General features: G+C 53.2%; 24 protein-coding genes and 1 other annotated feature. Of the genes, 18 read left to right on the top strand and 6 right to left on the bottom strand.

Going from position 1 to position 23317, the window contains the following annotated elements:
- The first annotated feature begins 84 nt into the window (after window positions 1–84).
- Together IEY53_RS14940 and IEY53_RS14935 are read left to right on the top strand one after the other, a co-directional pair.
- A complete protein-coding gene (locus IEY53_RS14940; RefSeq protein ID WP_373293864.1) occupies window positions 85–1002 on the top strand; it encodes an ABC transporter ATP-binding protein in 918 nt (305 codons plus the stop codon).
- Entirely contained in the window at window positions 995–1783 is a 789-nt protein-coding gene (locus IEY53_RS14935) for an ABC transporter permease (protein ID WP_189026197.1), read from the top strand. The genes IEY53_RS14940 and IEY53_RS14935 overlap by 8 nt, the downstream gene beginning before the upstream one ends.
- A gap of 40 nt (window positions 1784–1823) precedes the next feature.
- Here IEY53_RS14935 and IEY53_RS14930 read toward each other — a convergent pair whose 3' ends face one another.
- Both IEY53_RS14930 and IEY53_RS14925 read right to left on the bottom strand, forming a co-directional pair.
- Window positions 1824–2261, bottom strand: coding sequence for a bactofilin family protein (locus IEY53_RS14930; protein WP_189026195.1), 438 nt, complete (start codon window positions 2259–2261; stop codon window positions 1824–1826).
- A 43-nt stretch (window positions 2262–2304) separates the two neighbouring features.
- Entirely contained in the window at window positions 2305–3330 is a 1026-nt protein-coding gene (locus IEY53_RS14925; RefSeq protein WP_189026193.1) for a M23 family metallopeptidase, read from the bottom strand.
- Between the two features lie 231 nt (window positions 3331–3561).
- On the opposite strand from IEY53_RS14925, the gene cls reads away from it, so the two are divergent.
- Together cls and IEY53_RS14915 are read left to right on the top strand one after the other, a co-directional pair.
- A complete protein-coding gene (gene cls, locus IEY53_RS14920) occupies window positions 3562–4992 on the top strand; it encodes a cardiolipin synthase (protein WP_189026191.1) in 1431 nt (476 codons plus the stop codon).
- Window positions 4993–5159: 167 nt separating this feature from the next.
- Window positions 5160–6068, top strand: a complete 909-nt coding sequence (locus tag IEY53_RS14915) for a YitT family protein (protein WP_189026189.1) — start codon at window positions 5160–5162, stop codon at window positions 6066–6068.
- Between the two features lie 194 nt (window positions 6069–6262).
- Here IEY53_RS14915 and ligD read toward each other — a convergent pair whose 3' ends face one another.
- From ligD to ku, 3 genes are read right to left on the bottom strand one after another with little or no spacing between them, the layout of a single operon-like run.
- The gene (ligD, locus tag IEY53_RS14910) at window positions 6263–7147 is read right to left on the bottom strand and encodes a non-homologous end-joining DNA ligase (RefSeq protein WP_189026187.1); all 885 of its coding nucleotides are present in this window, start codon (window positions 7145–7147) and stop codon (window positions 6263–6265) included.
- A gap of 23 nt (window positions 7148–7170) precedes the next feature.
- Window positions 7171–8106 carry an ATP-dependent DNA ligase gene (locus IEY53_RS14905; protein WP_189026186.1) on the bottom strand — a complete coding sequence of 312 codons (936 nt, stop codon included), beginning with the start codon at window positions 8104–8106 and terminating at the stop codon, window positions 7171–7173.
- A gap of 12 nt (window positions 8107–8118) precedes the next feature.
- Complete coding sequence (gene ku, locus IEY53_RS14900; RefSeq protein ID WP_189026184.1) at window positions 8119–9093, bottom strand: non-homologous end joining protein Ku; 975 nt, start codon at window positions 9091–9093, stop codon at window positions 8119–8121.
- A 92-nt stretch (window positions 9094–9185) separates the two neighbouring features.
- On the opposite strand from ku, the gene IEY53_RS14895 reads away from it, so the two are divergent.
- The 7 genes from IEY53_RS14895 to IEY53_RS14865 all read left to right on the top strand — a co-directional run bounded on the left by IEY53_RS14895 (window position 9186) and on the right by IEY53_RS14865 (window position 15249).
- Window positions 9186–9452, top strand: coding sequence for a hypothetical protein (locus IEY53_RS14895; RefSeq protein ID WP_189026182.1), 267 nt, complete (start codon window positions 9186–9188; stop codon window positions 9450–9452).
- Between the two features lie 24 nt (window positions 9453–9476).
- Complete coding sequence (locus IEY53_RS14890; RefSeq protein WP_189026180.1) at window positions 9477–9662, top strand: H-type small acid-soluble spore protein; 186 nt, start codon at window positions 9477–9479, stop codon at window positions 9660–9662.
- A gap of 203 nt (window positions 9663–9865) precedes the next feature.
- Window positions 9866–10348 (top strand): tRNA (adenosine(37)-N6)-threonylcarbamoyltransferase complex ATPase subunit type 1 TsaE, encoded by a 483-nt coding sequence (gene tsaE / locus IEY53_RS14885; protein WP_373293858.1) that lies wholly within the window; start codon window positions 9866–9868, stop codon window positions 10346–10348.
- Between the two features lie 5 nt (window positions 10349–10353).
- Window positions 10354–11184: a tRNA (adenosine(37)-N6)-threonylcarbamoyltransferase complex dimerization subunit type 1 TsaB gene (tsaB, locus tag IEY53_RS14880; protein WP_189026178.1), complete on the top strand. Its 831-nt coding sequence runs from the start codon at window positions 10354–10356 to the stop codon at window positions 11182–11184.
- Window positions 11181–11699: a ribosomal protein S18-alanine N-acetyltransferase gene (rimI, locus tag IEY53_RS14875; protein WP_189026176.1), complete on the top strand. Its 519-nt coding sequence runs from the start codon at window positions 11181–11183 to the stop codon at window positions 11697–11699. Before tsaB ends, rimI begins: the two co-directional genes overlap by 4 nt.
- A gap of 2 nt (window positions 11700–11701) precedes the next feature.
- Window positions 11702–12742 (top strand): tRNA (adenosine(37)-N6)-threonylcarbamoyltransferase complex transferase subunit TsaD, encoded by a 1041-nt coding sequence (tsaD, locus tag IEY53_RS14870; protein WP_189026174.1) that lies wholly within the window; start codon window positions 11702–11704, stop codon window positions 12740–12742.
- Between the two features lie 443 nt (window positions 12743–13185).
- Window positions 13186–13455: a binding site (T-box leader), on the top strand.
- Between the two features lie 237 nt (window positions 13456–13692).
- Window positions 13693–15249, top strand: coding sequence for a 2-isopropylmalate synthase (locus tag IEY53_RS14865; RefSeq protein ID WP_189026172.1), 1557 nt, complete (start codon window positions 13693–13695; stop codon window positions 15247–15249).
- A gap of 464 nt (window positions 15250–15713) precedes the next feature.
- On the opposite strand, the gene IEY53_RS14860 is transcribed toward IEY53_RS14865, so the two are convergent.
- Window positions 15714–17669 carry an ABC-F family ATP-binding cassette domain-containing protein gene (locus tag IEY53_RS14860; protein ID WP_189026431.1) on the bottom strand — a complete coding sequence of 652 codons (1956 nt, stop codon included), beginning with the start codon at window positions 17667–17669 and terminating at the stop codon, window positions 15714–15716.
- 289 nt (window positions 17670–17958) lie between these two features.
- Here IEY53_RS14860 and IEY53_RS14855 point away from each other — a divergent pair, with 289 nt between their 5' ends.
- The 7 genes from IEY53_RS14855 to groL all read left to right on the top strand — a co-directional run bounded on the left by IEY53_RS14855 (window position 17959) and on the right by groL (window position 23266).
- A complete protein-coding gene (locus IEY53_RS14855) occupies window positions 17959–18591 on the top strand; it encodes a 5-formyltetrahydrofolate cyclo-ligase (RefSeq protein ID WP_189026171.1) in 633 nt (210 codons plus the stop codon).
- Between the two features lie 3 nt (window positions 18592–18594).
- Window positions 18595–19071: a cyclic pyranopterin monophosphate synthase MoaC gene (gene moaC, locus IEY53_RS14850; RefSeq protein ID WP_189026168.1), complete on the top strand. Its 477-nt coding sequence runs from the start codon at window positions 18595–18597 to the stop codon at window positions 19069–19071.
- A gap of 55 nt (window positions 19072–19126) precedes the next feature.
- Entirely contained in the window at window positions 19127–19612 is a 486-nt protein-coding gene (locus IEY53_RS14845; RefSeq protein ID WP_020429419.1) for a MogA/MoaB family molybdenum cofactor biosynthesis protein, read from the top strand.
- 131 nt (window positions 19613–19743) lie between these two features.
- Window positions 19744–19992 (top strand): twin-arginine translocase TatA/TatE family subunit, encoded by a 249-nt coding sequence (locus IEY53_RS14840; RefSeq protein ID WP_189026166.1) that lies wholly within the window; start codon window positions 19744–19746, stop codon window positions 19990–19992.
- A 130-nt stretch (window positions 19993–20122) separates the two neighbouring features.
- Window positions 20123–20908: a twin-arginine translocase subunit TatC gene (gene tatC / locus IEY53_RS14835; RefSeq protein WP_189026164.1), complete on the top strand. Its 786-nt coding sequence runs from the start codon at window positions 20123–20125 to the stop codon at window positions 20906–20908.
- Window positions 20909–21202: 294 nt separating this feature from the next.
- Window positions 21203–21484, top strand: coding sequence for a co-chaperone GroES (gene groES, locus IEY53_RS14830; RefSeq protein WP_189026162.1), 282 nt, complete (start codon window positions 21203–21205; stop codon window positions 21482–21484).
- A 150-nt stretch (window positions 21485–21634) separates the two neighbouring features.
- Window positions 21635–23266: a chaperonin GroEL gene (gene groL, locus IEY53_RS14825; RefSeq protein WP_189026160.1), complete on the top strand. Its 1632-nt coding sequence runs from the start codon at window positions 21635–21637 to the stop codon at window positions 23264–23266.
- Window positions 23267–23317: the final 51 nt, after the last annotated feature.

Genomic DNA, 23317 nt, shown 5'->3' with positions numbered 1-23317 from the left:
CATGTAATGAATTTATGGATTTTTCGCGAAAAAGGCTATATGTGGTAAACTAGGTGCAGGAAAGGGAGTGGGATTATGTCTAATATGGCAGAACAGTTAGAGCCGGTTGCCCGTCTGCAGGGCCTGACCAAAAAAATCGGCTCCAAAACCCTTGTCAGCGACCTGACGCTGGATATACCGACCGGGCAAATCTTTGGATTCCTCGGGCCCAACGGTGCGGGCAAAACGACTACGATTCGGATGATGGTCGGTTTGATTTCAATCAGCCGCGGAGACATCCGGATTTGCGGGTACAGCATTAAGGACCATTTTGAAGAGGCTGTTGCAAATGTAGGCGCGATTGTCGAGAATCCCGAGATGTACAAATTTCTGACCGGATATCAGAATTTGCGCCAATATGCACGGATGGTGTCCGGTGTTACCAAGCAGCGGATCGATGAGGTGGTGGCGCTGGTAGGGCTGGGGCAGCGGATTCATGACAAGGTGAAGACGTATTCGCTTGGTATGCGCCAGCGGCTGGGCGTGGCCCAGGCCCTGCTGCACCGGCCGAAGCTGCTCATCCTGGACGAGCCTACGAATGGCCTTGATCCACAGGGCATTCGCGAGCTGCGGGATTATCTGCGGCGGTTATGCCGGGAGGAAGGGACGACGGTATTCGTCTCCAGTCACCTGCTGTCCGAGATGGAGCTGATGTGTGACAGTGTGGCCATTATCCAGAATGGCAGACTGGTGGATGTGAAGCAGCTTAAGCAGGTCGGAGATGCTGTTATTGCGGATGAGGAGACGTTGTTTGAGGTGGACAATGCCGAAGCGGCACTGGCCCTGCTGGGCCTGGGAGCGCTCAAGAACGGCGGGCTTGCCGTCGAAGCTACCCGGGAGGAGATCGCGGAGCTGAACGCACGCCTGGTAGCAGGCGGAATCAAGGTGTACAGCATTCATGCCTTGTCCCGTTCGCTGGAGGATCAATTCTTGGAAATGACCGGAGGTGAAGGCATTGGGTGAGTTCGCAGGGCTTGTACATAATGAGAACATCAAAATATACAGCCGGGTCCGCACCTGGATCATGTTGTTTATTCTGGCGGTGATGAGTGCACTCATGCCGGCATTGGTCTATTTCACATCAGACAGCGTCTCTTCTTTGATGGGATTATGGGAATCGTTCCAAATGGCGGTGAGTATCGCGTTCTTTCTGAATACGATTTTTACTGTGGTGGTGGCATCCGACTCCGTAGCGGGCGAATTTTCCTGGGGAACCATCAAGCTGCTGCTGATCCGCCCGTGGAGCCGTTCCAAGATCCTGCTCTCCAAATATATTTCCGTCATCCTGTTCAGTCTGCTCAGCTTAGTCGTGCTGGTGGCGTTCGGGTTAGGTTCATCGTATCTATTCTCGTCTTCAGCCGCGGGGCTGCTCCCTGAAACAAACGGCTGGAGTCCGGCACAATATGCGTTTATGGATTTGCTCTGCCGGTATGTGGAGCTGTTCCTGACCACTGCGCTGGCTTTTATGGTATCCAGTGTATTCCGTGCCAGCGGTCTGGCGATCGGATTATCCATGTTTATTATGTTTGCCAAAAGCATTTTTATCATGATCTTTAATCCGGACCGCTTTGAATGGGCCCGTTACCTGCTGTTCACCCATATGGATCTGCGGGGTTACCTGGTTTCCAATGCAGGTCCGGGAGACTCGACGCTGGGATTCTCCATCGCCGTGCTGGCCATCTATTATGTCCTTTTCCTCGCTGTTACATGGTACGTTTTCAGCAAAAGAGATGTAGCTGCCTAAGACGCTGCGGACAGTCCGCAGGACATCCAAGTCCAAGGATTTAACCCGCTTCACGTGCAGCTTGAGCTTTGGAACGCTTGCCTGCCTTGTCCTTCTGTTTCTCGTGCCCGCCCGCTTTTTCCGGGGCGGGCTGTTCTTTCATGTCAACCGAACCGCTCAATACCCCGCCTTCCATAATGCTGAGGCTCCCTGCGGAGATGCTGCCGTGCAGCTGTCCGGTGCAGGTCATAACCAGCCGGCGGTCTACCGTCACATTACCGAACACTTTGCCGGCAATAATGATCTCCTGCGCAATAATGCTGGAATGCACCAATCCATGCTCCCCTACGGTAACTGTTCCGGTGCATTCAATCTCACCGCTGAAGCTGCCCTCAATCCGCAGATTGGTATCGCAGTGCACTTTACCCTCCAAGGTTCCCCCGTGTCCAATCAAAGAGTCGGTAGACTTAAAGGGGAGCTGCTGCTTTTTTTTCCACATTTCAAATTCCTCCCGTTCTCCTGTGAATAGATTGGCTGTTGGTTTACGGCTTTACATAGGTCAAAGGATTAACCGGCTTGTTATGCTTCACTACCTGAAAATGGAGATGGGGACCCGTGCTGCGTCCGGTACTGCCGATCTGCCCGATATTCTGGCCTTTCCTGACTTTCTCTCCGGCAGTTACGTTCATTCCGCTTAAGTGCATGTACCAGGTCTCCAGTCCGCCGGGATGCTCAATGACAATATATTTGCCGCGCGCCCCTTGCTGATCCACTGCAAGTACGGTTCCGCCCAGCGCTGCGTATACAGGGTCACCTGAAGGGGCGGCAATATCAATACCCGAGTGGAAGGCGGAACTTCCCTTGAACGGATCGGTGCGGTATCCGAAGCTGGATGAGATCATTCTGGACTGGGTAGGCCACTGGGCGACGGAATCGAGCTTCGCTTGCCGCGCCCGGGCCTGCTGGGCCTGCACTTTGGCCTGGGCGGTATTCACGGCCTGGGCTTCGGTGATTGTATTTGAGATACTGTGAACCATCTCATCGAGCAGACTGCGGATTTCCTGGAATTCATCCCTGGTTTGCTCCACCATTTGAAAAGGATCCTGCTGGTGAACCGCGATGTACTCCCCTCCAACCTGCGGAGGGGCAGAGGTGTTTGAGGCAGCATCGGCAGCAGTGCCGGAAGAGAAGTTCTTGCCCTTGTCGATCAGGGATTGAAGCTTCTCTTCCAGCTCGCTTACATTTTTCAGCTGGTCTTTGATACCTTCCGCTTCCTCCGAAAGCTCCGTCACCTGACTGCGAAGGCGCAGCAGCGCCTCATCCTTATCGGCAACCTGCATTTCCATACGGAGATTGCTCAGGGTGAGCGCGGCGGCTTCGGCTTCCAGCTGCGAAATGGACTGTGAGGCATGAAAATGCATTGAGGTGACCAGACTGGAGATGGAGAGGGCAGCAACTGCCGGCAAAGCCAGAGCCAGCGGCTTGGATAGCTGAAGTTGTCTGACCGGACGTCCTGCCTCCCGGACGACCAGCAGCGTAATCTTGTTATGATCAGGCCTGTTTTTCATGGTGCCTCCTTCCTGCGGCTTGCGCCGCCACCTGTGTTCCTGTGTACCCTGTCTCTTCTTCCCGGCGGGCTCATCCGATATTGTCCTATTACTCTATGTATTCCGGCACTTTGGGGAACATGACAACGGTTTACTTGAATAAACAAAGAGAGTTACGGCAAAACCTGTACTAGAGTCGGCATAGCATAGCCATGCTCCGGCTTTCTAGCTTCAAGTTAAGGGAGGGACCGAATGAAGATACTTGCGATCATTTTGATCCTAATGATTATACAGATTGCCCTGATTTTAATCCTTGAATACCGGCGTCCGCAAAGAGCTATGGCCTGGCTGTTTATTACGTTCCTCTGTCCGCCTCTCGGGCTGGTGTTCTATTGCTTCCTGGGCCGCAACTATTGGCAGAATCGCAAAATCAGCAGAAGAGGCATCTCACTCTTCCGGGAGATTCGTACCCATGTGAAGGGGCGGAGCACCCTTGTGAATAATGTGGCGGACAGCGGCAATCCGAAGTATGCCTCGCGTCCAGGTTTGCTGCGTTTGCTTGCCAGTCTGTCCGACAGTCCGGTTTCCGGCCGAAACCGCATCCGTATACTGTCGACCGGCAGAGAAGCCTTTGATGCGATGCTGGAAGCGATGGAGGCTGCGAAGGAACATATTCATCTGGAATTTTATATTTTTCGCGATGATGACATCGGCTGCCGCTTTCAGGAGGTTATGATCCGCAAGGCGCGTCAAGGGGTCAAGGTGCGTCTTTTGTGTGATGGTCTTGGCAGCCATAACCTTAGCCGCAGCTTTGTCCGCAGATTCAGACAAGCGGGGGTGGAGTTTCACTTTTTTTTGCCGCCTTTGACTTCTCTACTGGACCGCCGCTTCAATTACCGCAATCATCGTAAAATTATGGTGGTGGACGGGCTTGTCGGCTTTGCCGGAGGGATGAATGTGGGGGATGATTATCTTGGCAAAAGCCCGAAGATGGGCTATTGGCGTGATGCACACCTGCGTCTGGAAGGGGATTCAGTCTATTATATCCAGTATGCCTTTTTGAAGGATTGGCGGCTCGCATCAGGTGAAGGGATGAGCCACCCCCGGTTGTTTCCTGGACATTCCTGTGAGAGCCGGCAGGCGGTGCAAATTGTGGGGAGCGGGCCGGACGGAGATATTGATGCCACTCAGGAGATGTATTTTGGTGCGCTGAATGCAGCAGAGCGGCGGATCTGGATAACCTCCCCCTACTTTATCCCCGATTCGGCCATTTCCCGGGCCCTGAAGAGTGCTGTGCTCAGCGGAGTGGAGGTGAAGATTATCATTCCGGCCAAGCCGGATAACAAGCTGGTGTATCATGCTTCGCTGTCCTACCTGGAGGATCTGCAGGATGCCGGAGTGAAATTCTACCGCTACACCAAGGGTTTTATGCATGCCAAAATCATGATCGTTGACGATCTGCTGGCGACGGTAGGAAGTGCGAACCTGGATATGCGCAGCTTCTACTCCAACTTTGAGCTGACAGCCGTGCTGCTTGATCCGCAGACTATAGAGCAGTTGGCCTCGGGCTTTGAGTCGGATCTGAACGACAGTGAATATATTGACCCCATAGTATTCAGAAGGAGGGGGCGGATTGTCAAGCTGGGTGAAGAGCTCTGTCAGCTGTTATCCCCGCTTTTATAACTGGAAAGGAGGCAAAGATCAAACTTTTCAAACGATATTGCAGGTTTCACTCCTTAGAGAACGCCCTTTTATGATATAATGAAGTGTACTAAAAGAAATATAAGAAGGTATAGTAACCAATATACTTCGAATGTTTCACACTATACTGCTATTGTAGGGGGAGTTCTATGACTGTAAGTGATCAAGTGTTTACGAAAGAAGGGCAGAAGAGACCGCAGAAATCAGGGGCTTTTAAGGCAGCGAAGCAGGCACAACGGATCGTCATGCTGACCATTGGGGCGGCAATGATGGCTGTTGCACTTGAGATTTTCCTGGTTCCCAACAGTATGATTGATGGCGGGATCACGGGCATATCCATTATGCTGTCGCATATTTTTCATATTCCTCTGGGGATCCTGCTGACCTTGCTGAATCTTCCGTTTCTGGCTATCGGGTATAAGCAAATCGGCAAGACCTTTGCCTTATCCACCTTATATGCTGTCGTTCTAATGTCTATTGGTACCCAGCTTCTGCATCCTGTAAGTGCCTTTACCTTTGAGCCGCTGCTTGCTGCCGTCTTTGGGGGCATCATTCTCGGGGTTGGCGTCGGTCTGGTTGTGAGGTATGGCGGATCACTGGATGGTACGGAAATTGTAGCGATTCTAATTGCCAAAAAACTGCCATTCTCTGTTGGTGAAGTGGTCATGTTCTTCAACCTGTTTATCTTATCCGGTGCGGGATTTGTTTTTGGTTGGAACAATGCCATGTTCTCCTTGATTGCGTATTATATAGCGTTTAAATTGATTGATATTACTCTCGAAGGTCTGGATCAATCGAAGTCGGTATGGATTATCAGCGAGAAATTCCGCGATATCGGAGAAGCACTGACCGAACGTCTTGGACGTGGTGTTACTTATCTGGATGGGGAAGGCGGATTCTCCGGCGAGAACAAAAAGGTGATATTTGTAGTCATCACCCGTCTCGAAGAAGCCAAGCTGAAATCCATCGTAGAGGATTGGGATTCGGATGCATTTGTGGCCATTGGCAATATACATGATGTCAAAGGTGGCCGTTTCAAGAAAAAAGCCATTCATTAGCGGGACTCCTTGGGGGTTCCAATTTACCGAAAGAAGGTATGTTTACGAATAGTGTAGCAATATATACAGCCTTGAAAGTACAAGTTGCTGTATTCTCATATATAATACCTTCAGTCCCCGAGCGGGACGCCTGACAAGCCCGTAGCGTAGATGCTGCGGGCTTGTTTCATTGTCTTTGGCACTGCACAGCCTATTCAGGACAGCTGCGTAATGATAGCCTCCACCGGCTGCGGCGGAAGCTGCTCAATCAGATCACCGATGCTGCGCAAGCGCTCTTCAATGTTGAGCAGATGGAAATCTAAAGGGGACACATTCCGCTCTACCTCTTCCCACAATAACGGAGTGGATACAGTCGCCTGTGGACGGGCGCGTGGGGTATAGGGGGCGGCCAGGGTTTTGCCGCCGTAATGCTGCAGGTAATCAAAATAGATCCGGTCGCCGCGATTTTTTTTGAGCCGTTCCAGTGTAAACAAGTCCGGATGTTTCTCCGTGACGAAGCGGCCGACAAAGTGGCCGATCCGGCGCAGTTCCTCAAAGGTGACCCCTGGATGGACGGGCACGATAATCTGCACGCCGGTGGCTCCCGAGGTCTTCGGGACCGACAATAATCCAAGGGATCTCAGCACCTGGCCTACAATGGAGGCGGCTTCCATGATCCGCGGCTCGACTTCCCGGGACGGGTCCAGATCAATCATCCACTCACAGGGCAAAGTGCTTCCGGCATAGTGCAGCGAAGGATGGAATTCCAAGGCGGCCAGGTTGCCCAGCCATAACAGATCAGGCAGTCCCTGCAGCGTAATATAGGTAATCTTCTCATGGACGGCCGTCCGCACAAAGGGAGGCAGCGGTTCGGGCGCATTTTTCTGATAAAAGGACATACCGTCCACTCCGTGCGGATAGCGGATAACCGTCAGCAGGCGGTCACGGCAATAACGCAGCAGGTAAGGGGAGAGTACAGCGAGCTTTTCCAAATAGATTCGTTTGGTAATCCCCATATCCGGCCAGAGCGGTTTGTCGGGATTTGTTATTGTGATTTCCTGGCCTTCTACAGTGATGGAGCCTTTGACGGCGACAGCCATTATAGTTCCTCCTTTCTCCTTAATCAAAGACGGCAATCGAGCGGCGGAAGCTCAACCCTCCCTTGAAGCACAGGCTGGCGGAGAGTGCCGGACGTATTCCACTCCAGAAAATGAACCTTAAAAACAAGCTCGGGCCGGATCCAGAATGCTCCTTTGACCCGTTCGGGCAGCGTGGCAAATGGCATCACCCCGGAAGCCAAGCTGTGTGCTTCTAAAGTCAGATCCCGCCAATCCTGCACAGTCAGCCGGCCTGCCCCGGCATGTCCGATGTAATGCAGCTTGCCTTCTTCATCATAAAGCCCAAGCAGCAGGGCATTTACGGTACCGTCACGAAAGGTAACTCCTCCTGCTACAGCTGTGAGGTCGGAGATGATTTTTCGTTTCTGCCAGCGTTTGTCTTTGCCGCCCAAAGCATAGGTACTGGAGATATCTTTGCAAACAATGCCTTCAAGCCCCTGGCTCAACGCGGCGGCGTACAATTGTTCCGGGTCCGTATAGCTGGGAACGGCCTGAACATGCGGGTGAGGCAGCAGCATATCGGACAGCAGCTGCTGCCGCGAGGATAACGGCTGGTCAAGAGTCCAAAGGCCATTGCAGTACAAAATATCAAACACCATATAGATCACGGGCACTTGATGCAAAATGGCCAGGATGGCAGACTGGTTCTTCCGGCTGTCCCGCCGCATGACTTCATGGAAAGAAGGCTTGCCCTGATGAAGTGCGATCACTTCACCGTCAAGAATCACCGATTCCGCTCGGCAATACGCCCTGATGTCAGCCAGCTCGGGATACTGCGGGGTGCGGCGGTTGCCGCGCCGGTTGATGAGCTCGGAGGTATGTCCGTCATAATAAGACAACATCCGTACCCCATCCCATTTAATCTGGGCAATCCACTGATCGCCTTGGGGAAGCTGTGCAGCCAGAATGGGCTCAAAGGGAACGACAGGTTTGAGGCTCATCCGTACCGCCTCCTAGGAACCCGTCTCTTTGCTCTTGGCGGTGCGGCGTTTGGGTTTGGGGGCTATGACCGGAATCGGACCGGTGGCGGTGTTTCCCTGGGCGGCAGGCTCTGCAGCCGGGCCTTTGGCTTTACTTGTTTTTTTGGCGCCGGCAGCTGCCGTTTGCGGCTTGGCTTTGGGTTTGCCTGCGGCCTTGGAAGGGCCCGGGTCGGAAGGAACATGCTGAACCGCCTCGATACTGGCCTGCAGCGCTGCCATCAGGTCAATAACATTGCTCTCCTGACGCGCAGGCGCAATATGAAACTCTTCACCCGATACCTTGTGGGAGATCAGATCCAGCATCCGCTGCCGGTAATCATCGGTATACTTGGCCGGCTCAAACGGCGTGGACAGCTGGGATATCAGCAGCTTCGCCATGTCCAGCTCCCGGTCGTTTACGATTCCGGCCTCCGGGAGATTGGGAACCTGGGAGGCCGGACGCACCTCATCGGGATAAAAAATAGTCTCAATCGCGAGACATTCCTCAAGCACCCGAATCGCCGCAAGACTGCTTTTGGAGCGGATTGAGATTTTGGCAATGCCGATTTTTCCGGTCTGCCGCATCGCTTCCATCAACAGCCGGTACGCTCCCGCGCCGGCTTGGTCCGGGGACAGGTAATACGTTTTCTGGAAATAAATCGGGTCAATCTCCGTCAAATCCACAAAATCTAGAATGGTTATGCTTTTGCTGCTCTCCTCAGTCAGCTGGTCCAGCTCTTCTTTATCAAACACCACAAATTTTCCCTTTTCATACTCATAGCCTTTGCCGATTTCTTCCCAGGCCACTTCTTTGTCGCATACGGGACATTTGCGCACATAAGAAAGCGGACTGCCGCATTCTCTATGGATGTAACGCAAGGAAATGTCCTTGTCCTCCGTGGCGGAGAACATTTTAACCGGTACATGCACCAGACCGAAGCTGATAGCCCCTTTCCAGACAGTGTGCATGAGGGAACGCCTCCTTAAAAAATTCGGATGATTGCTTTGGCTTAGTATGAGATGGAAGGCGGATTTCTAGCCGGATGTATCTTCTGAGAATTGTGGGAAAAAATAAAGGCGGACCGGTAATGGCCTGTCAAAAAATGCCGGGTGAAAAAGGAAACGGCCATCGGAGGGACAATATGGAGCTGGGAATGGAAGGTTGGCGCGATCTCTTGACAGGGCCGGCGATTCCTGCGGAAGCCGTCAATTGGGAGCGTGTGGTGGCTTACCCTGAGGAAGCTGCGGCCAGTGAGGATACCGGCAGGCTTGATGCGGAGGATACAATTGGTGATCCGCCTTTCGAGGAAAAAGACGATGAGGAATAACACAACGCGAGGAGATGAAATTCCATGGATGTAAAGCGGGCCCAGGATATTTATAAGTCAAAAGAGACCATAGCCGTTCATTTGGACGGGGAGCCGGTGTGGATTGAGCATGTGGATGCGGATAATGGAATGGCGACGGTGCAGGTCGGTTCCCGGCCAACCAATACACATACGATCGCCGTGGACCGGCTGGAGGAGCAAGCCCGGTAAGCAAAGCGTGCAGCAGGAAGCAGAATACAGACACAGGGGGCCATGCGCACAGTGCTGCGTTGTGGCCTTTTTTGGCGTGGACCGCCTGCTAGCCCTAAAGTTAAGGGTCTGGAGTTCAGGACAGTTGTTGCGGTGAGAGTTTCATACCGATATAATTAGAAGTATTGTAATTCGGGGGTTATTGGGAAAGGTGGTCAACAGGGTTGGATCATAATGTGGAAACGGTGTTTACTTACCGTTCATACCGCCCGGAGGATACCGAGCTGCTCGCTGCAGCCCTGGCGGCTGCAGCCTCGCCTGGCCTTGTGATCGGGCTGGACGGTGATTTGGGTGCGGGCAAGACGGCATTCTCGCAAGGTTTCGCACGCCATCTGGGAGTCAAGGACCTGGTCAGCAGTCCTACCTTCACCATTATTAAAGAGTATGAAGGACGACTGCCGCTGTACCATATGGATGTATACCGGATTTCGCTTCAGGAAGCGGACGAGCTGGGGCTGGATGAGTATTTTTATGGGACAGGCATTTGTTTGGTGGAGTGGAGCAGTATTATTGCAGATTTGATGCCACCGCGGCATATGCACATATATATGGAGACAATCGGGCCGGATGAACGCTTGATAACGGTGACCGGAATCGGTGAACCTTATGGCGGGATTTGCCGGGGGCTGCTCCAGAAGTGGGGTTAATAACAATGACGAATCATAATAAAGAGCCGCGTAAGCGGTTCTTGGCGCTGGATACCTCTACGGCAACTCTTGGGGTAGCTGTGACGGAGGACGGGAATATTCTGCATGAGATTAATGCTTCCGGGGAACGGAACCATTCGGTGCATCTGCTGCCGATTATCGAAGAGGCGCTCCGGGCTTCCGGAACCACCGCCGCTATGCTTGGCGGTATTTCTGTGGGCGTGGGGCCTGGTTCTTATACTGGAACCCGGATCGCGGTTACTGCAGCCAAAACGCTGGCCTGGGCCTGGAAGGTGCCGGTAGCCGGCATATCGAGCCTGCATGCGCTGGCATGGGGAGGCCTGAGCATGGGTTTGGCCAATCCGGAAGGTTCCCTGCCAGTCACGGAAACCGGCGGAGATGGCCCGGACTGGATCATTCCGCTGATGGACGCCCGCCGCGGACAGGTCTATACGGCTCTTTTCGCAGCGGCAGGAGAGGAACAGGCGCCTGTCCGTCTTGTGTCCGATGGCATACGGCTAATGACGGACTGGGTACAGCAGCTGGCAGAACGCCTGGAGCAGGCGTCCGCACAAGGCGCACGGCCGCGCGTCCTCTGGTTCGTGGGAGAGACGGCGCAACATGGCAGCGCTGAATCGCTGCGCCCGCTGCTGGAACTGGGGAGTTTCCGCACAGTACCTTATGAGCTGGAAGGACGCTGGACAGGACTGCTGGGAGAGAAGCAGCTGCAAGCCGGGAGTGATGACCTTCACAGCCTGATCCCTAACTATACCCAGCTTTCGGAAGCGGAGGCCAATCTGCGCCGGAGCAGCGAAGGGAGCTTGAAACCACAATGACGGAAGCGGAATCTTTAAGAGAGCAGGGGGCGGGGCTTGTTTTTCGCCTGATGCAGTTGGAGGATATTCCGGCGATACTTGTCATTGAGCGTGAGGCCTTTACCATGCCCTGGACAGAGGAAGCCTTCCGCAATGAGCTGACACATAATCATTTTGCCAAATACATGGTGATGGAGCTGAATGGTTATATTATCGGCTATGCCGGAATGTGGGCGATTGTGGATGAGGCGCATGTGACCAATATTGCCTTGCTTGAGGCTTACCGGGGACGCAAATGGGGGGAACGGCTGTTGGATGAGCTTATGCAGACGGCGGCTTATTTGGGGATGAATTCTATTACGCTTGAGGTGCGTGTCTCGAATGAAATAGCCCAGAATTTATATCGTAAAAAAGGCTTCCGGTCAGCCGGTACCCGCAAAGGGTATTATTCCGACAACCGTGAGGATGCACTTATTATGTGGGCGGATCTGCCCGATTACGTGGAGCCGGGGAACAGGGAAGGAAGCGTGGACTAGATATGGAGAGAGAGAAGGGTACGGCTCAGCCTGTACTTATATTGGCGATTGAGACGAGCTGTGATGAGACATCGGTGGCCGTCGTCAAGGATGGCAACGAGGTGCTGTCCAATTTGATCTCCAGCCAGATTGAGACGCACCGCGCGTTCGGCGGCGTAGTGCCGGAGGTGGCTTCCCGCAAGCATGTGGAGGTTATAACGCTGGTCATAGAGGAAGCTTTGTCTGTGGCAGGCGTAGAGCCCGAAGAGCTGACCGCTATAGCTGTGACTCAGGGTCCCGGGCTGGTAGGCGCGCTGCTGGTAGGTGTGGTTGCAGCCAAAAGCCTGGCGCTGGCCTGGGGTAAGCCGCTGATTGGAACCCATCATATCGCCGGACATATTTATGCCAACCGTCTGGTAACGGAGTTGAAATACCCCTGCATGACGCTGGTTGTATCCGGTGGACATACCGAGCTTGTACAAATGGAGCGGGAGGGGGAATTCCGGATCATTGGCCGAACCCGCGACGATGCGGTGGGCGAAGCTTATGACAAAGTAGCCCGGGCGCTTGGATTTCCTTATCCCGGCGGCCCCCATGTAGACCGCCTGGCCCGCGAGGCGGAAGAGGCTGTACCCCTGCCGCGGGTGTGGCTTGAGCCGGACTCTTATGATTTCAGCTTCAGCGGACTGAAATCGGCTGTGCTCAATGTGGTGAACCAGAGCCGGATGAAGGGGTTGACACCGGATGTAGCGGGCATCGCACGCGGCTTTCAGGAGTCTGTCGTGGAAGTGCTGGTAGAGAAGGCTATTCGTGCGGTGAAATCCAGCGCAGCGAAGCAGCTCCTGCTGTGCGGAGGGGTCGCAGCCAATGGCGGTTTGCGTACGCTGCTCACGGCCCGCTGCGAAGCGGAAGGAATTGAGCTGATTATTCCGCCGCCGGTATATTGCACGGATAATGCGGCTATGATCGGAGCTGCCGCCTATGTGAAATGGATACATGATGGGGGTACTCCGCTTGATATGGTGGCCGACCCCGGCTTCTCGCTGGAGAAGTGGTCTGTGTAAACTTTATTGAAAAGTTGCACTGGTGCCCATTGACAGCTCTGGGACTGCCAGTTATAATCAGTTCAATTATACAAAGCAAAACGCGATGAGCGGAAGCAGTAGGGGAATTCCGGGATAAGAGAGCTGCGGTAGGGTGCGACGCAGTCGAAGGAAACCTGAACTCGTCCGGGAGCGGAACGATGGAAGCGGGCAATCCTCAGAGCAAGAGAGGATATGAATCTGCCCTCACATGGTTACGGGTAACCTCCGTGAGAGGGTGGTCGAATAAGCATGAAGCACAGGGCGTGGCATGAACGTCCGGCGGATTTTATTCGGCTATTGAGTGGATATCGTAAGGATGGCGTAGGATCAGCCGGTCCCTGGATATCAACAAGAGTGGTACCGCGAGGGTGAACAGCCTGTCGTCTCTTGAATGAGATGGCAGGCTTTTTGGTATGGATAGAATACATGCAATGAACGGGAACAGTAAAAGGAAAGGGGTGCACAGAGAGCTGCGGGGGGTGCGACGCAGCCACCCGAACCTTTGAAGCTCGCCCGGGAGCAGAGCGGCGGAACTTGAAGTTGATTGTACGCCGTTACGGAAGTCCCCGTTATCGGACCTTTCCCGGATAGGCATCGGGGAAGTGAGCTGGACGCAGCTATGGGTAGCCCGAAGAGGTTGCCCATGCGTCAAAAAGAGTGGTACCGCGGAGGGGAAACCCGCCGTCTCTTTGTAGAGACGGCGGGTTTTTGTGTTCCTTGCCCCAGCAAAACCGGGAGACCGGCATTGCTGGAGGCGAGGTAGGCGAGTGAAGATTCCGAAGAATGCAGCGGAATCTCCACTCCATGGGAGCTGCCGGCAGCAGTGGGTGGGAAGAGGCAGGGCCGCAAGTCGACGTGCGGTCCAGGCAAAAGGTAAAACATGTTATGGAATATCGAAGCATAGTTTAAATCCCAAGGAGGAATTCCCTATGATAATTCCGGTAAAGAACCGTATTCAGATCTTTGATACTACGCTGCGAGACGGTGAGCAGGCACCAGGTGCAAGTCTGACTCCCGAACAGAAAATATTGCTGGCCTACAAGCTGGCCGAGCTGGGTGTGGATGTGCTGGAGCCCGGGTTCCCGATATCCAGCCCCGGAGACTTTGCGGCCGTGGAGACGATCTCCCGCAAAGTGCGCAATGTGGAGATTTGCGGTTTTGCCCGCGCGGTCAAAGGTGACATCGATGCGGCTGTACGGGCCACACGGGATGCGGAACGCCGGCGGATTCACCTGTTCATCTCTTCGTCGGATATTCATCTGCAGCACCAGCTGCGGATGAGCAGGCCGGAGGTGGTGGCCGTTGCCCGCGAGATGACGGCTTATGCACGCCAATTCAGCGATGTGGTGGAGTTCACGGCGATGGACGCTGCGCGGACGGGGATTGATGATCTGATTGAGATGGTCGAAGCTGTGATTGAGGAGGGTGCTACGATCATTAACCTGCCGGATACGGTCGGTTATGCGTTGCCGCAGGAATATGGAGAGATGTTCCGCCGGGTCCGCCTTGGCGCCAGAGGTGGAGATCGGGTCATCTTCAGCGCACATTGCCATAACGACTTGGGCCTTGCTACTGCGAACAGCCTAGCGGCGATTGCGGGCGGTGCCACCCAGATTGAGGTGACCGTGAACGGTGTGGGCGAGCGGACAGGCAACTGTGCACTGGAGGAATTGGTTATGGCCCTGGAGACACGCGGCGATACGGTTGGGGCAGAGACGGGAATTGTGCTTGATAAATTGTATGATACCTCACGCTTGATCAGCGGGGCCATGCATTTCCCGATTGCCTACAATAAGCCCGTTGTCGGACGTAATGCCTTCCAGCATGAATCGGGCATCCACCAGGACGGACTGCTGAAGGACCGCAGCACCTATGAGATTATGGACCCTGAACGGCTGGGGATTCCGCGCAGCATGATCATTCTTGGCAAGCATTCCGGCCGACATGCGCTGAAGGACCGGGCTGCGAAATATGGCATTACACTTGCAGCGGCGGAGCTTGATGCGCTGTATGAATCCTTCAAGGAGATTGCTGACCGGCAAAAGGTGGTTAGTGACGACCAGCTGCTGCAAATGGTCAGCAGCACGACCGGACAGCAGGCCCAGGTCTACGGGCTGGGTGAAGTGCAGGTTCTGGCCGGCAGTGCCCAGCGGCGGGTAGCTGCAGTAACCGTCCGCCACCTGAAGAGCGGGCTGGAAACTTCGCATACCAGCACCGGTGACGGACCGCTGGAAGCGATCATCGCTGCCATCGGCCAAGGGATTGCCGAGGAGATCGGTTTTGCGGGACTTGAGCTGCATTCGCTGGGAAGCGGAGAGAATGCACAGGCAGAAGCGGCGGTTATGGTCGAATGGGAGGGCAACAAGTTCAGGGGAACAGCCACCCATCAGGATATTGTTATGGCGGCAGGGATCGCTTATATTGCTGCCTGCAATGCCGCGCTGCTCTCTGCACAGCTCGCGGGTGAGGTTGAACCGGCGGTTTAAAGAGCTTCAGCAGCCCTGATTGACTGCTTTTGGCATAGTCTGATCCGCTAAAACTTGCTTTGTCCGGAATAGCCCGCTGTCTCTACTGAGACATGCGGGTTTTCTTGGCCTAAAAGCCCACGACAAAAAGCGCCAAACCCCTTTTGTCAAGGTGTGGACAAAGTTATCCACATATTCTGCATGAATTGTGTAAAAACCGTGTAAAATCAGCAATAACGCTCTTTTTTTGGAGCAGCCTATGAACAGATAAGTTAAAGCAGAAATGTTGTGGAAATTGTGGATAATGTGGATAATTCGGTGGATAAAAAATGCTTGACAAACAAATAGTGATTTTAAGCCTGAAAAAAGGCCCCAAGGGCCTTTTATAAGCAAGAGTTATGCACGAAATCTGGGGACAGAGCTGTGGATAACTATTTATGAACAAATCCGTAACAGTGAAAAATTATTTAAAGGAAGGATTTACATTATTCGTCAGCCAGCGTTTCCCATTCGCTAAAATATTGAGCGAGCAAAGTTTTATTGGTTTTTAGCTCCTCTTCATGGCCCTGAAGTGCCAGATAATCCTGATATACTTCAGGTTTAGTCATTTCATTTTCGGTATGGGCGATTTGTTCCTCGACCTTGGCAATTAAATCCTCGATTTCGGCAATTCTCCGCTGTCGGTTGCGTTCCTCGCGTTTGGCCTGCTTATCGGCTTCATAGGAAGAAGCGGTGCCCTTGTCCGGGACGGCAGCTTCGATATTCATATTTCTGGAGGCGGCTGCGGAAGCGAGCTCGGCAGCTTCTTTGGCAATGTCCTCAAGTTCCCGCTTTTTCTCAACATAATCGTCATAATTGCCCAAATACTGGTCAATACCGGCAGGATGCAGTTCGAGTACCCGCTCGGCCATTTTGTTCAGAAAATAACGGTCATGGGAAATGAACAGCAGGGTGCCTTCGAAATCGATCAAGGCTGCTTCCAGCACCTCGCGGCTGACCAGATCCAGATGGTTGGTCGGCTCATCAAGGATAAGCATATTGGCGCCGCGCAGCATGAGCTTGGATAAAGCAACCCGTGCTTTTTCGCCGCCGCTCAGGGCAGCGACCTTCTTGAGGACATCTTCGCCGCTGAACAGGAAGTTGCCGAGAATCGTCCGTATCCGCGCTTCCTCCAGCATCGGGAACTCGCTCCACAGCTCCTCCAGCACGGTATTGCGCGGATTAAGCCGGGTCTGCTCCTGGTCGTAATAAGCAACCTTCACTTTGGTCCCCCAATTGACCGTTCCGGCCGAAGGCTCACGGCTCCCCGTTAAGCATTGCAACAGGGTTGATTTGCCGATTCCGTTCGGCCCGATCAGCGCTGCAGTCTCTCCGCGGCGTAGCTCAAAGGAGGCCCCCCGGAACAATGGCTGCCGGGCTTCGTCAAAAGCGACGGCCACCTCGCGAACCTGCAGCACTTCTTTGCCCGACATAAAATCGGGTTCAAAGGAGAAGCTCGCTTTTTTGAGATCGCCCAGCGGCTTGTCGATACGTTCCATCTTGTCCAGTGCCTTGCGTCTGCTCTGGGCCCGTTTGGTGGTGGAAGCCCGTACAATGTTGCGCTGTACAAAGTCTTCCATTCGCGAGATCTCTTCCTGCTGCTTCTCATACTGCTTCATGCGAATTTCGTATTCAGCAGCCTTCAGCTCCATATAGCGGCTGTAATTCCCTGTATATCTGCGGGACTGATGGCGTTCAATCTCCACAATCGTAGTCACAAGACGGTCTAGAAAATAACGGTCATGGGAGACAACCAGGATGCCGCCGGGGTAACTGCGCAGGTAATCCTCCAGCCAGGTTAGCGTCTCGATGTCCAGATGGTTGGTCGGCTCATCCAGCATCAGGAGATCCGGGGCCTGCAGCAGAATGCGGGCCAGTGCGAGCCTCGTCTTCTGACCGCCGCTGAGCGTGGAGATAGGGGTATCCGGTGCGAATTCGCCAAAACCCATCCCGTGCAGCACACTGCGGATCCGGGTGTTCATTTCGTAACCGCCATGATCCTTGAACCAGTCCGAGCGTTGGGCATACCGCTCCAGCAGCTCTTCATACCGTTTCGGATCTTCGGCCAGGCGCGGATCGGCGATGTTCTCTTCCAGTTGCCGCAGCTCCGCTTCGGCCTGGATCAGGGGGGCGAAGACAGACAACATCTCTTCCTCTATAGTCTTGTCTGATTGCAGGCCGCTGTTCTGGGCCAGATACCCAAGCGTAGTTTCTTTGGATTTATGAATTTGCCCGCTGTCAAATGACATTTCACCCGCGAGAATTTGCAGAAATGTGGATTTGCCGGCTCCGTTGACACCAACAAGCCCGACCCGCTCTTTCTCATTGACCTGCAGGCTGATGCCATCCAGCACGCTTTGTATTCCGTATGATTTCGTAATTCCTGTCGCTTGAAGAAGCATAACGATGAAACCTCCACCCAACGTATTTCGCCATGGCGCAAAGGCCTTGGCCATTTGAATTTCTAATTAGGATACACCTCCTAGTTTACATGAAAAGCGTTTGCGGCGCGAGAGCAGGGGAGGGCAGGGGAGGGCAGGAGGAATATATCGCAGTCTGGGGATAAAAGAGCATAATGGAGTACGGCCCAGAAATAGTGATGCTGAGTGATCTTGGCTAACCGGGGAGAAGAGTGGTAAACTGGACTTACAAACTATGATAGACTAAGGGCAAGATGAGGAGGCGGCCGTCATGAGGGCTAACAGTGCAGGACCCGGCGCCCTCAAACGGGAGCTGCGTGCCGAACAGGCCGCTGCCCGTGACCGGTTGTCCGCAAGCGAAAGAGAGGTTATGTCGGCTTTGGCCTGCAGGCATGCCTGGGAGTGGGTGGAGCAGCAGGGAGCCATTCCTTTCATGGCTTATGCTCCCTTTCGCTCCGAGCTCGACTCACGCCCGCTGCTCCTGCAGGCCTGGAAGGGCCGGCATGAAGTGATATTGCCCCGTGTCGTTCCCGGTACCTGGGAGATGACGCTGCATTCGGTTCGTTCATGGGAGGAGCTTGCGCCGGGAGCCTACGGCATTCTTGAGCCGGCTGCTGCCCATGAAGAGATTAGGCCCGGAGAGCCATCGCTTCCGGCAGCGGTTTTTGTGCCTGGCTTGGCCTTTGACCGGAGGGGCGGCCGGCTGGGTTATGGCAGCGGGTATTATGACCGCTTGCGGGAGGCATGGACACAGGTTCTTCCGGTGTCTGCGGCACCCCCGGTATGGATCGGGCTGGGTTATGGCATGCAATTGGTTGCCGAAGTGCCGATGGATGAGCATGATGCTTTTATGGACATGCTGATTACTGAGAATGGCATACTTCACTGCCGAAAAGGAGAATGAAGCTTGGAGTTAACTCATTTTAATGAGCAGGGCAGAGCCCGGATGGTAGATGTGAGCGACAAGGAAATTACCAAACGGACAGCTGCTGCGCAAAGTATGGTGAAGATGGATTCCGAGACCATGCGTGCAATCAAGGAAGGCCGGATTGGCAAAGGGGATGTGCTCGCTGTTGCCCAGGTTGCCGGAATTATGGCGGCGAAGAAGACGGCCGATTGGATTCCAATGTGCCACCCGCTGCCGCTGACCGGCATTGATATCAGCTTCTCGGATAACAGCGAAGATGAACTATATATAGAAGCAACCGTTACAACCACCGGAAAGACCGGAGTGGAGATGGAGGCGCTGACGGCTGTTTCAGCGGCAGCTCTGACGGTGTATGACATGTGCAAGGCTTTGCAGAAGGACATGATTATTGGTCCGACGCTGCTGGTCTCCAAAAGCGGCGGCAAGAATGGAGATTATGCAAGAAGAGACTCCTAGCCGGCCGGGCTTTGGGTCAATTGGGATATAGTACATAGAGAAGGAGGGCGAACCTATGGCGTGGAAAACAGCAATCCTGACAGCCAGCGATAAAGGGGCCAGGGGCGAACGGGAAGACACGAGCGCCCAGGTGATTCGGGAGCTGGTGGAGGAAGAGCTTGGCGGTGAAATAGTGGAGTACCGGATCGTACCGGATGAACAGGATGAAATTATTGCGGCATTGATTGAGCTGACGGATTATTTCCAGGCGGATCTTGTGCTGACCACGGGAGGAACGGATCTGGCGATCCGCGACGTTACGCCTGAAGCAACACGGCGTGTGATTGAGCGGGAGGTACCCGGACTTTCGGAGGCTATGCGGAGCACGGTCATGCAGAAGAACCGGGCAGTGATGCTGTTCCGCGGGATTTGCGGAATCCGTGGACGGACACTGATCGTCAATTTGCCCGGAACGCCCAAAGGCGTGCATGAGAATCTGGCGGCCATTATGGATCAGCTGCCCGAAGCACTGCTGATGGTCACCGGTCAGTACCGCCAATAAGAAACGGGTTTCCTTGTCTGATGTTTGAACATTAGTCCAGTATAATGCATGGATGTGTGATATAAGTTATGGTATTATAAACTTAACGTCAATCATAGCATGCACGGACAAAGGGACAAGGAGGAATAACAATGTTTAGTGGAATTGGTACTCCCGGGATTATTTTATTGGTGATATTGGCACTGCTGCTCTTTGGTCCGAACAAGCTGCCGGAGCTTGGCCGTGCCGTTGGAAGAACCTTCCGTGAATTCAAGGAAGGTGCGCGGGATATTATGGGCGACTCGGACTCTGCCAAGAAAGGCGAGACACCTGTGCCGCAAGCTCCTGTGCTGCAAAAGGTAACTTCGGATCTTCCGCAGGACAGACGTCTGCCTGAATAGCAGGAATAGGTTAATCATGGGGCTGCCTCTAAAGTCTGATTGCAGACTTCGGGGTACCCCTTTTTTTTGACGCACAAGTGGGACCCGTAGGGTGTACTTCTACATATATGTCATTTGGGATGGTGTCTGCATGTCTCTGGAATCTCAAGAAATGTCGGTGGTCGATCATCTCACCGAGCTGCGCAAACGGATTATTTATGTGCTGATTATCTTTCTCCTTGGATTGGTGGGCGGACTCTTCTGTGCCAAACCGATCTATGATTATCTGATTCAAGCCGATCTGGCACAAGGCTTTGTGCTGCATGCGTTCTCCTTCTGGGACGGGATCGGCATGTATATGAAGATTGCCATGGCTGTATCGCTCGCCGTTTCCGTGCCTTTTATAGCGTATCAATTGTGGGCTTTTATCAGTCCGGGGCTCCGGTCTGAAGAACGGAGCGCCGCGCTGCGTTACGTTCCTTATGTATTTGTGCTCTTTTTGCTTGGGATGGCTTTTGCCTATTATATTGTATTCCCGATGGCGCTTTCCTTCACGATTTCCATTACCCGCAGCATGGGACTGGAAGAAACCTATGGGATTGCCCAGTATTTCAACTTCATGTTCAGCCTGGTGCTTCCGCTGGCTTTGCTGTTCGAGCTGCCCCTGCTTGTCATGTTCCTCACCAAATTAAGAATTCTGAACCCCCTGCGTCTGCGCAAAATGCGCCGGTATGCTTACTTTGCATTGGTTTTTATCGCGGTAGTCATTACTCCGCCTGATTTGATCTCCGATTTCCTGGTGACGATTCCTCTGCTTGTCCTGTATGAATTCAGTGTGTTTCTGTCCGCTTTTGTGTATCGCAAGCAGCTTGCGGCGGATGCGGCGCTGGAAGCACGGTATGTGAAGCAGGAGGAGAAAGAGGAGACGGGTAATTAAAAAAGAGTTGCGGATGTGAACCCGGTCTTAGGAGAGCCCGGGTTTTTGGCACAGCGGAAGTGGAGGCATATTTTGACCGGGAGTGGATAGAATGTAGAAGGGTTGTAACGGACAACCTCCCTCTAAACCATATTTTTGCCAAAAGATATGCGATTTTGTGTAAAAGGACTTGAAATCCGCTCTCAAGTTGAGTATCATAAAAATTGTTGTTAGCACTACGAGCTGTCGAGTGCTAATAGACCCCAATCTCTGTTTTCAAGGTAAACAACATAATTCAAAAGGAGGCTATTTTTCATGATCAGACCTTTAGGTGAACGCGTTTTGGTACTACCGAGTGAGCAGGAGGAAACCACTTCTTTCGGGATTGTGCTTCCGGACTCCTCCAAGGAGAAGCCACAGGAAGGAACAATTGTTGCAGTAGGCAGCGGAGCTTTGAAAGACGGAGTACGCACTGCGCTTGAAGTGAAGGAAGGCGACCGTGTTCTTTTCTCGAAATATGCCGGAACAGAAGTGAAGTATGAAGGTAAAGAATATTTGATTATGAAAGAAAGCGACATTCACGCGATTCTTGACTAAGGGCAAGAGCCGTTTATAAGTTTCAACTCCATTACTTAGAGATCAATCGTAAACGCAAATAAAACTAAGGCGATGCTTTCGAAGCGAGTGTTGTTCGAGGAGACTCATGGAAGCAAAAGCTAAACAAAACTTTGGGAGGTTAATTACACAATGGCAAAAGAAATTAAGTTCAGTGAAGATGCTCGCCGCGCAATGCTGCGTGGTGTAGATGCTTTGGCAAATGCGGTAAAAGTTACACTTGGACCAAAAGGCCGCAACGTGGTGCTGGAGAAGAAATTCGGCAGCCCGCTGATCACCAATGACGGTGTGACCATCGCTAAAGAAATCGAGCTGGAAGATGCATTCGAGAACATGGGTGCCCAACTGGTTAAAGAAGTAGCTACCAAGACCAACGATGTTGCCGGTGACGGTACTACAACTGCAACGGTTCTGGCTCAAGCCATGATCCGCGAAGGCCTGAAGAACGTAACTGCCGGTGCGAACCCTATGGTTATCCGCAAGGGCATCGACAAAGCAGTTAAAGCAGCTGTAGCTGAACTGCAAAAAATCGCTAAACCAATCGAAGATTCCCAAGCCATCGCTCAAGTAGCTGCAATTTCCGCTGCTGACGAAGAAGTGGGCCAACTGATTGCCGAAGCTATGGAAAAAGTGGGCAAAGACGGCGTTATCACCGTTGAAGAATCCCGCGGCTTCCTGACTGAGCTTGAAGTGGTAGAAGGTATGCAGTTCGACCGCGGTTACATTTCCCCGTACATGATCACTGATACGGACAAAATGGAAGCTGTTCTGGAGAACCCGTACATCCTGATCACTGACAAAAAAATCAGCAGCACTCAGGAAATCCTGCCACTGCTGGAGAAGATCGTTCAACAAGCGCGTCCGCTGGTTATCATCGCTGAAGATATCGAAGGCGAAGCCCAAGCGATGCTGATCGTGAACAAACTGCGCGGAACGTTCAATGCTGTAGCGGTTAAGGCTCCTGGCTTCGGCGACCGCCGTGAAGCTATGCTGCAAGATATCGCAGCTCTGACTGGCGGCCAAGTGATCACTGAGAAGCTGGGTCTGGATCTGAAGAGCACTTCCATTGAGCAACTGGGTAACGCACGTCAAGTGCGCGTAACCAAAGAAAACACTACAATCGTTGACGGAAGCGGCGACAAAGCGGACATCAATGCACGCGTTAGTCAAATCCGTTCCCAACTGGAAGAAACCACTTCCGAGTTCGACAAAGAAAAACTGCAAGAGCGTCTGGCTAAACTCGCAGGCGGCGTAGCCGTTGTCAAAGTAGGCGCTGCTACTGAAACTGAATTGAAAGAGCGCAAACTGCGCATCGAAGACGCCCTGAACGCAACCCGCGCTGCGGTTGAAGAAGGTATCGTATCCGGTGGGGGTACAGCTCTTGTGAACGTATATAACGCTGTTGCTGCTGTAGAAGTAACTGGCGACGAAAAAACTGGCGTGAACATCGTATTGCGCGCTCTGGAAGAGCCAGTTCGCACTATCGCTGCAAACGCTGGTCAAGAAGGTTCCGTAATCGTGGACCGTCTGAAAAAAGAAGCTATCGGCATCGGCTACAACGCTGCTACCGATGAGTGGGTGAACATGTTCGAAGCAGGGATCGTTGACCCTGCCAAGGTAACCCGTTACGCGCTGCAGAACGCAGCATCCGTAGCTGCAATGTTCCTGACTACCGAAGCGGTTATCGCTGACAAGCCTGAGCCTGAAAAAGCCGGCGGCATGCCTGACATGGGCGGCATGGGCGGTATGGGCGGCATGATGTAACAATTTTAAAAAAACCCTTGAAGAGCCTGCTATTACGGGCTTTTCAAGGGT

Origin of the sequence: Paenibacillus albidus (assembly GCF_014644435.1) — a bacterium.
Lineage (GTDB): Bacteria > Bacillota > Bacilli > Paenibacillales > Paenibacillaceae > Paenibacillus_AQ > Paenibacillus_AQ albidus.
This window is presented reverse-complemented; position numbering and strand designations above follow the sequence as displayed.

Bases quoted from the DNA above. Each gene is read 5' to 3' on its own strand.
- IEY53_RS14940 (WP_373293864.1), top strand. From the start codon at position 85: ATGGCAGAACAGTTAGAGCCGGTTGCCCGTCTGCAGGGCCTGACCAAA.
- IEY53_RS14930 (WP_189026195.1), bottom strand. From the start codon at position 2,261: ATGTGGAAAAAAAAGCAGCAGCTCCCCTTTAAGTCTACCGACTCTTTG.
- IEY53_RS14925 (WP_189026193.1), bottom strand. From the start codon at position 3,330: ATGAAAAACAGGCCTGATCATAACAAGATTACGCTGCTGGTCGTCCGG.
- cls (WP_189026191.1), top strand. From the start codon at position 3,562: ATGAAGATACTTGCGATCATTTTGATCCTAATGATTATACAGATTGCC.
- IEY53_RS14915 (WP_189026189.1), top strand. From the start codon at position 5,160: ATGACTGTAAGTGATCAAGTGTTTACGAAAGAAGGGCAGAAGAGACCG.
- ligD (WP_189026187.1), bottom strand. From the start codon at position 7,147: ATGGCTGTCGCCGTCAAAGGCTCCATCACTGTAGAAGGCCAGGAAATC.
- IEY53_RS14905 (WP_189026186.1), bottom strand. From the start codon at position 8,106: ATGAGCCTCAAACCTGTCGTTCCCTTTGAGCCCATTCTGGCTGCACAG.
- ku (WP_189026184.1), bottom strand. From the start codon at position 9,093: ATGCACACTGTCTGGAAAGGGGCTATCAGCTTCGGTCTGGTGCATGTA.
- IEY53_RS14890 (WP_189026180.1), top strand. From the start codon at position 9,477: ATGGATGTAAAGCGGGCCCAGGATATTTATAAGTCAAAAGAGACCATA.
- tsaB (WP_189026178.1), top strand. From the start codon at position 10,354: ATGACGAATCATAATAAAGAGCCGCGTAAGCGGTTCTTGGCGCTGGAT.
- rimI (WP_189026176.1), top strand. From the start codon at position 11,181: ATGACGGAAGCGGAATCTTTAAGAGAGCAGGGGGCGGGGCTTGTTTTT.
- tsaD (WP_189026174.1), top strand. From the start codon at position 11,702: ATGGAGAGAGAGAAGGGTACGGCTCAGCCTGTACTTATATTGGCGATT.
- IEY53_RS14865 (WP_189026172.1), top strand. From the start codon at position 13,693: ATGATAATTCCGGTAAAGAACCGTATTCAGATCTTTGATACTACGCTG.
- IEY53_RS14860 (WP_189026431.1), bottom strand. From the start codon at position 17,669: ATGCTTCTTCAAGCGACAGGAATTACGAAATCATACGGAATACAAAGC.
- IEY53_RS14855 (WP_189026171.1), top strand. From the start codon at position 17,959: ATGAGGGCTAACAGTGCAGGACCCGGCGCCCTCAAACGGGAGCTGCGT.
- IEY53_RS14845 (WP_020429419.1), top strand. From the start codon at position 19,127: ATGGCGTGGAAAACAGCAATCCTGACAGCCAGCGATAAAGGGGCCAGG.
- IEY53_RS14840 (WP_189026166.1), top strand. From the start codon at position 19,744: ATGTTTAGTGGAATTGGTACTCCCGGGATTATTTTATTGGTGATATTG.
- tatC (WP_189026164.1), top strand. From the start codon at position 20,123: ATGTCTCTGGAATCTCAAGAAATGTCGGTGGTCGATCATCTCACCGAG.
- groES (WP_189026162.1), top strand. From the start codon at position 21,203: ATGATCAGACCTTTAGGTGAACGCGTTTTGGTACTACCGAGTGAGCAG.
- groL (WP_189026160.1), top strand. From the start codon at position 21,635: ATGGCAAAAGAAATTAAGTTCAGTGAAGATGCTCGCCGCGCAATGCTG.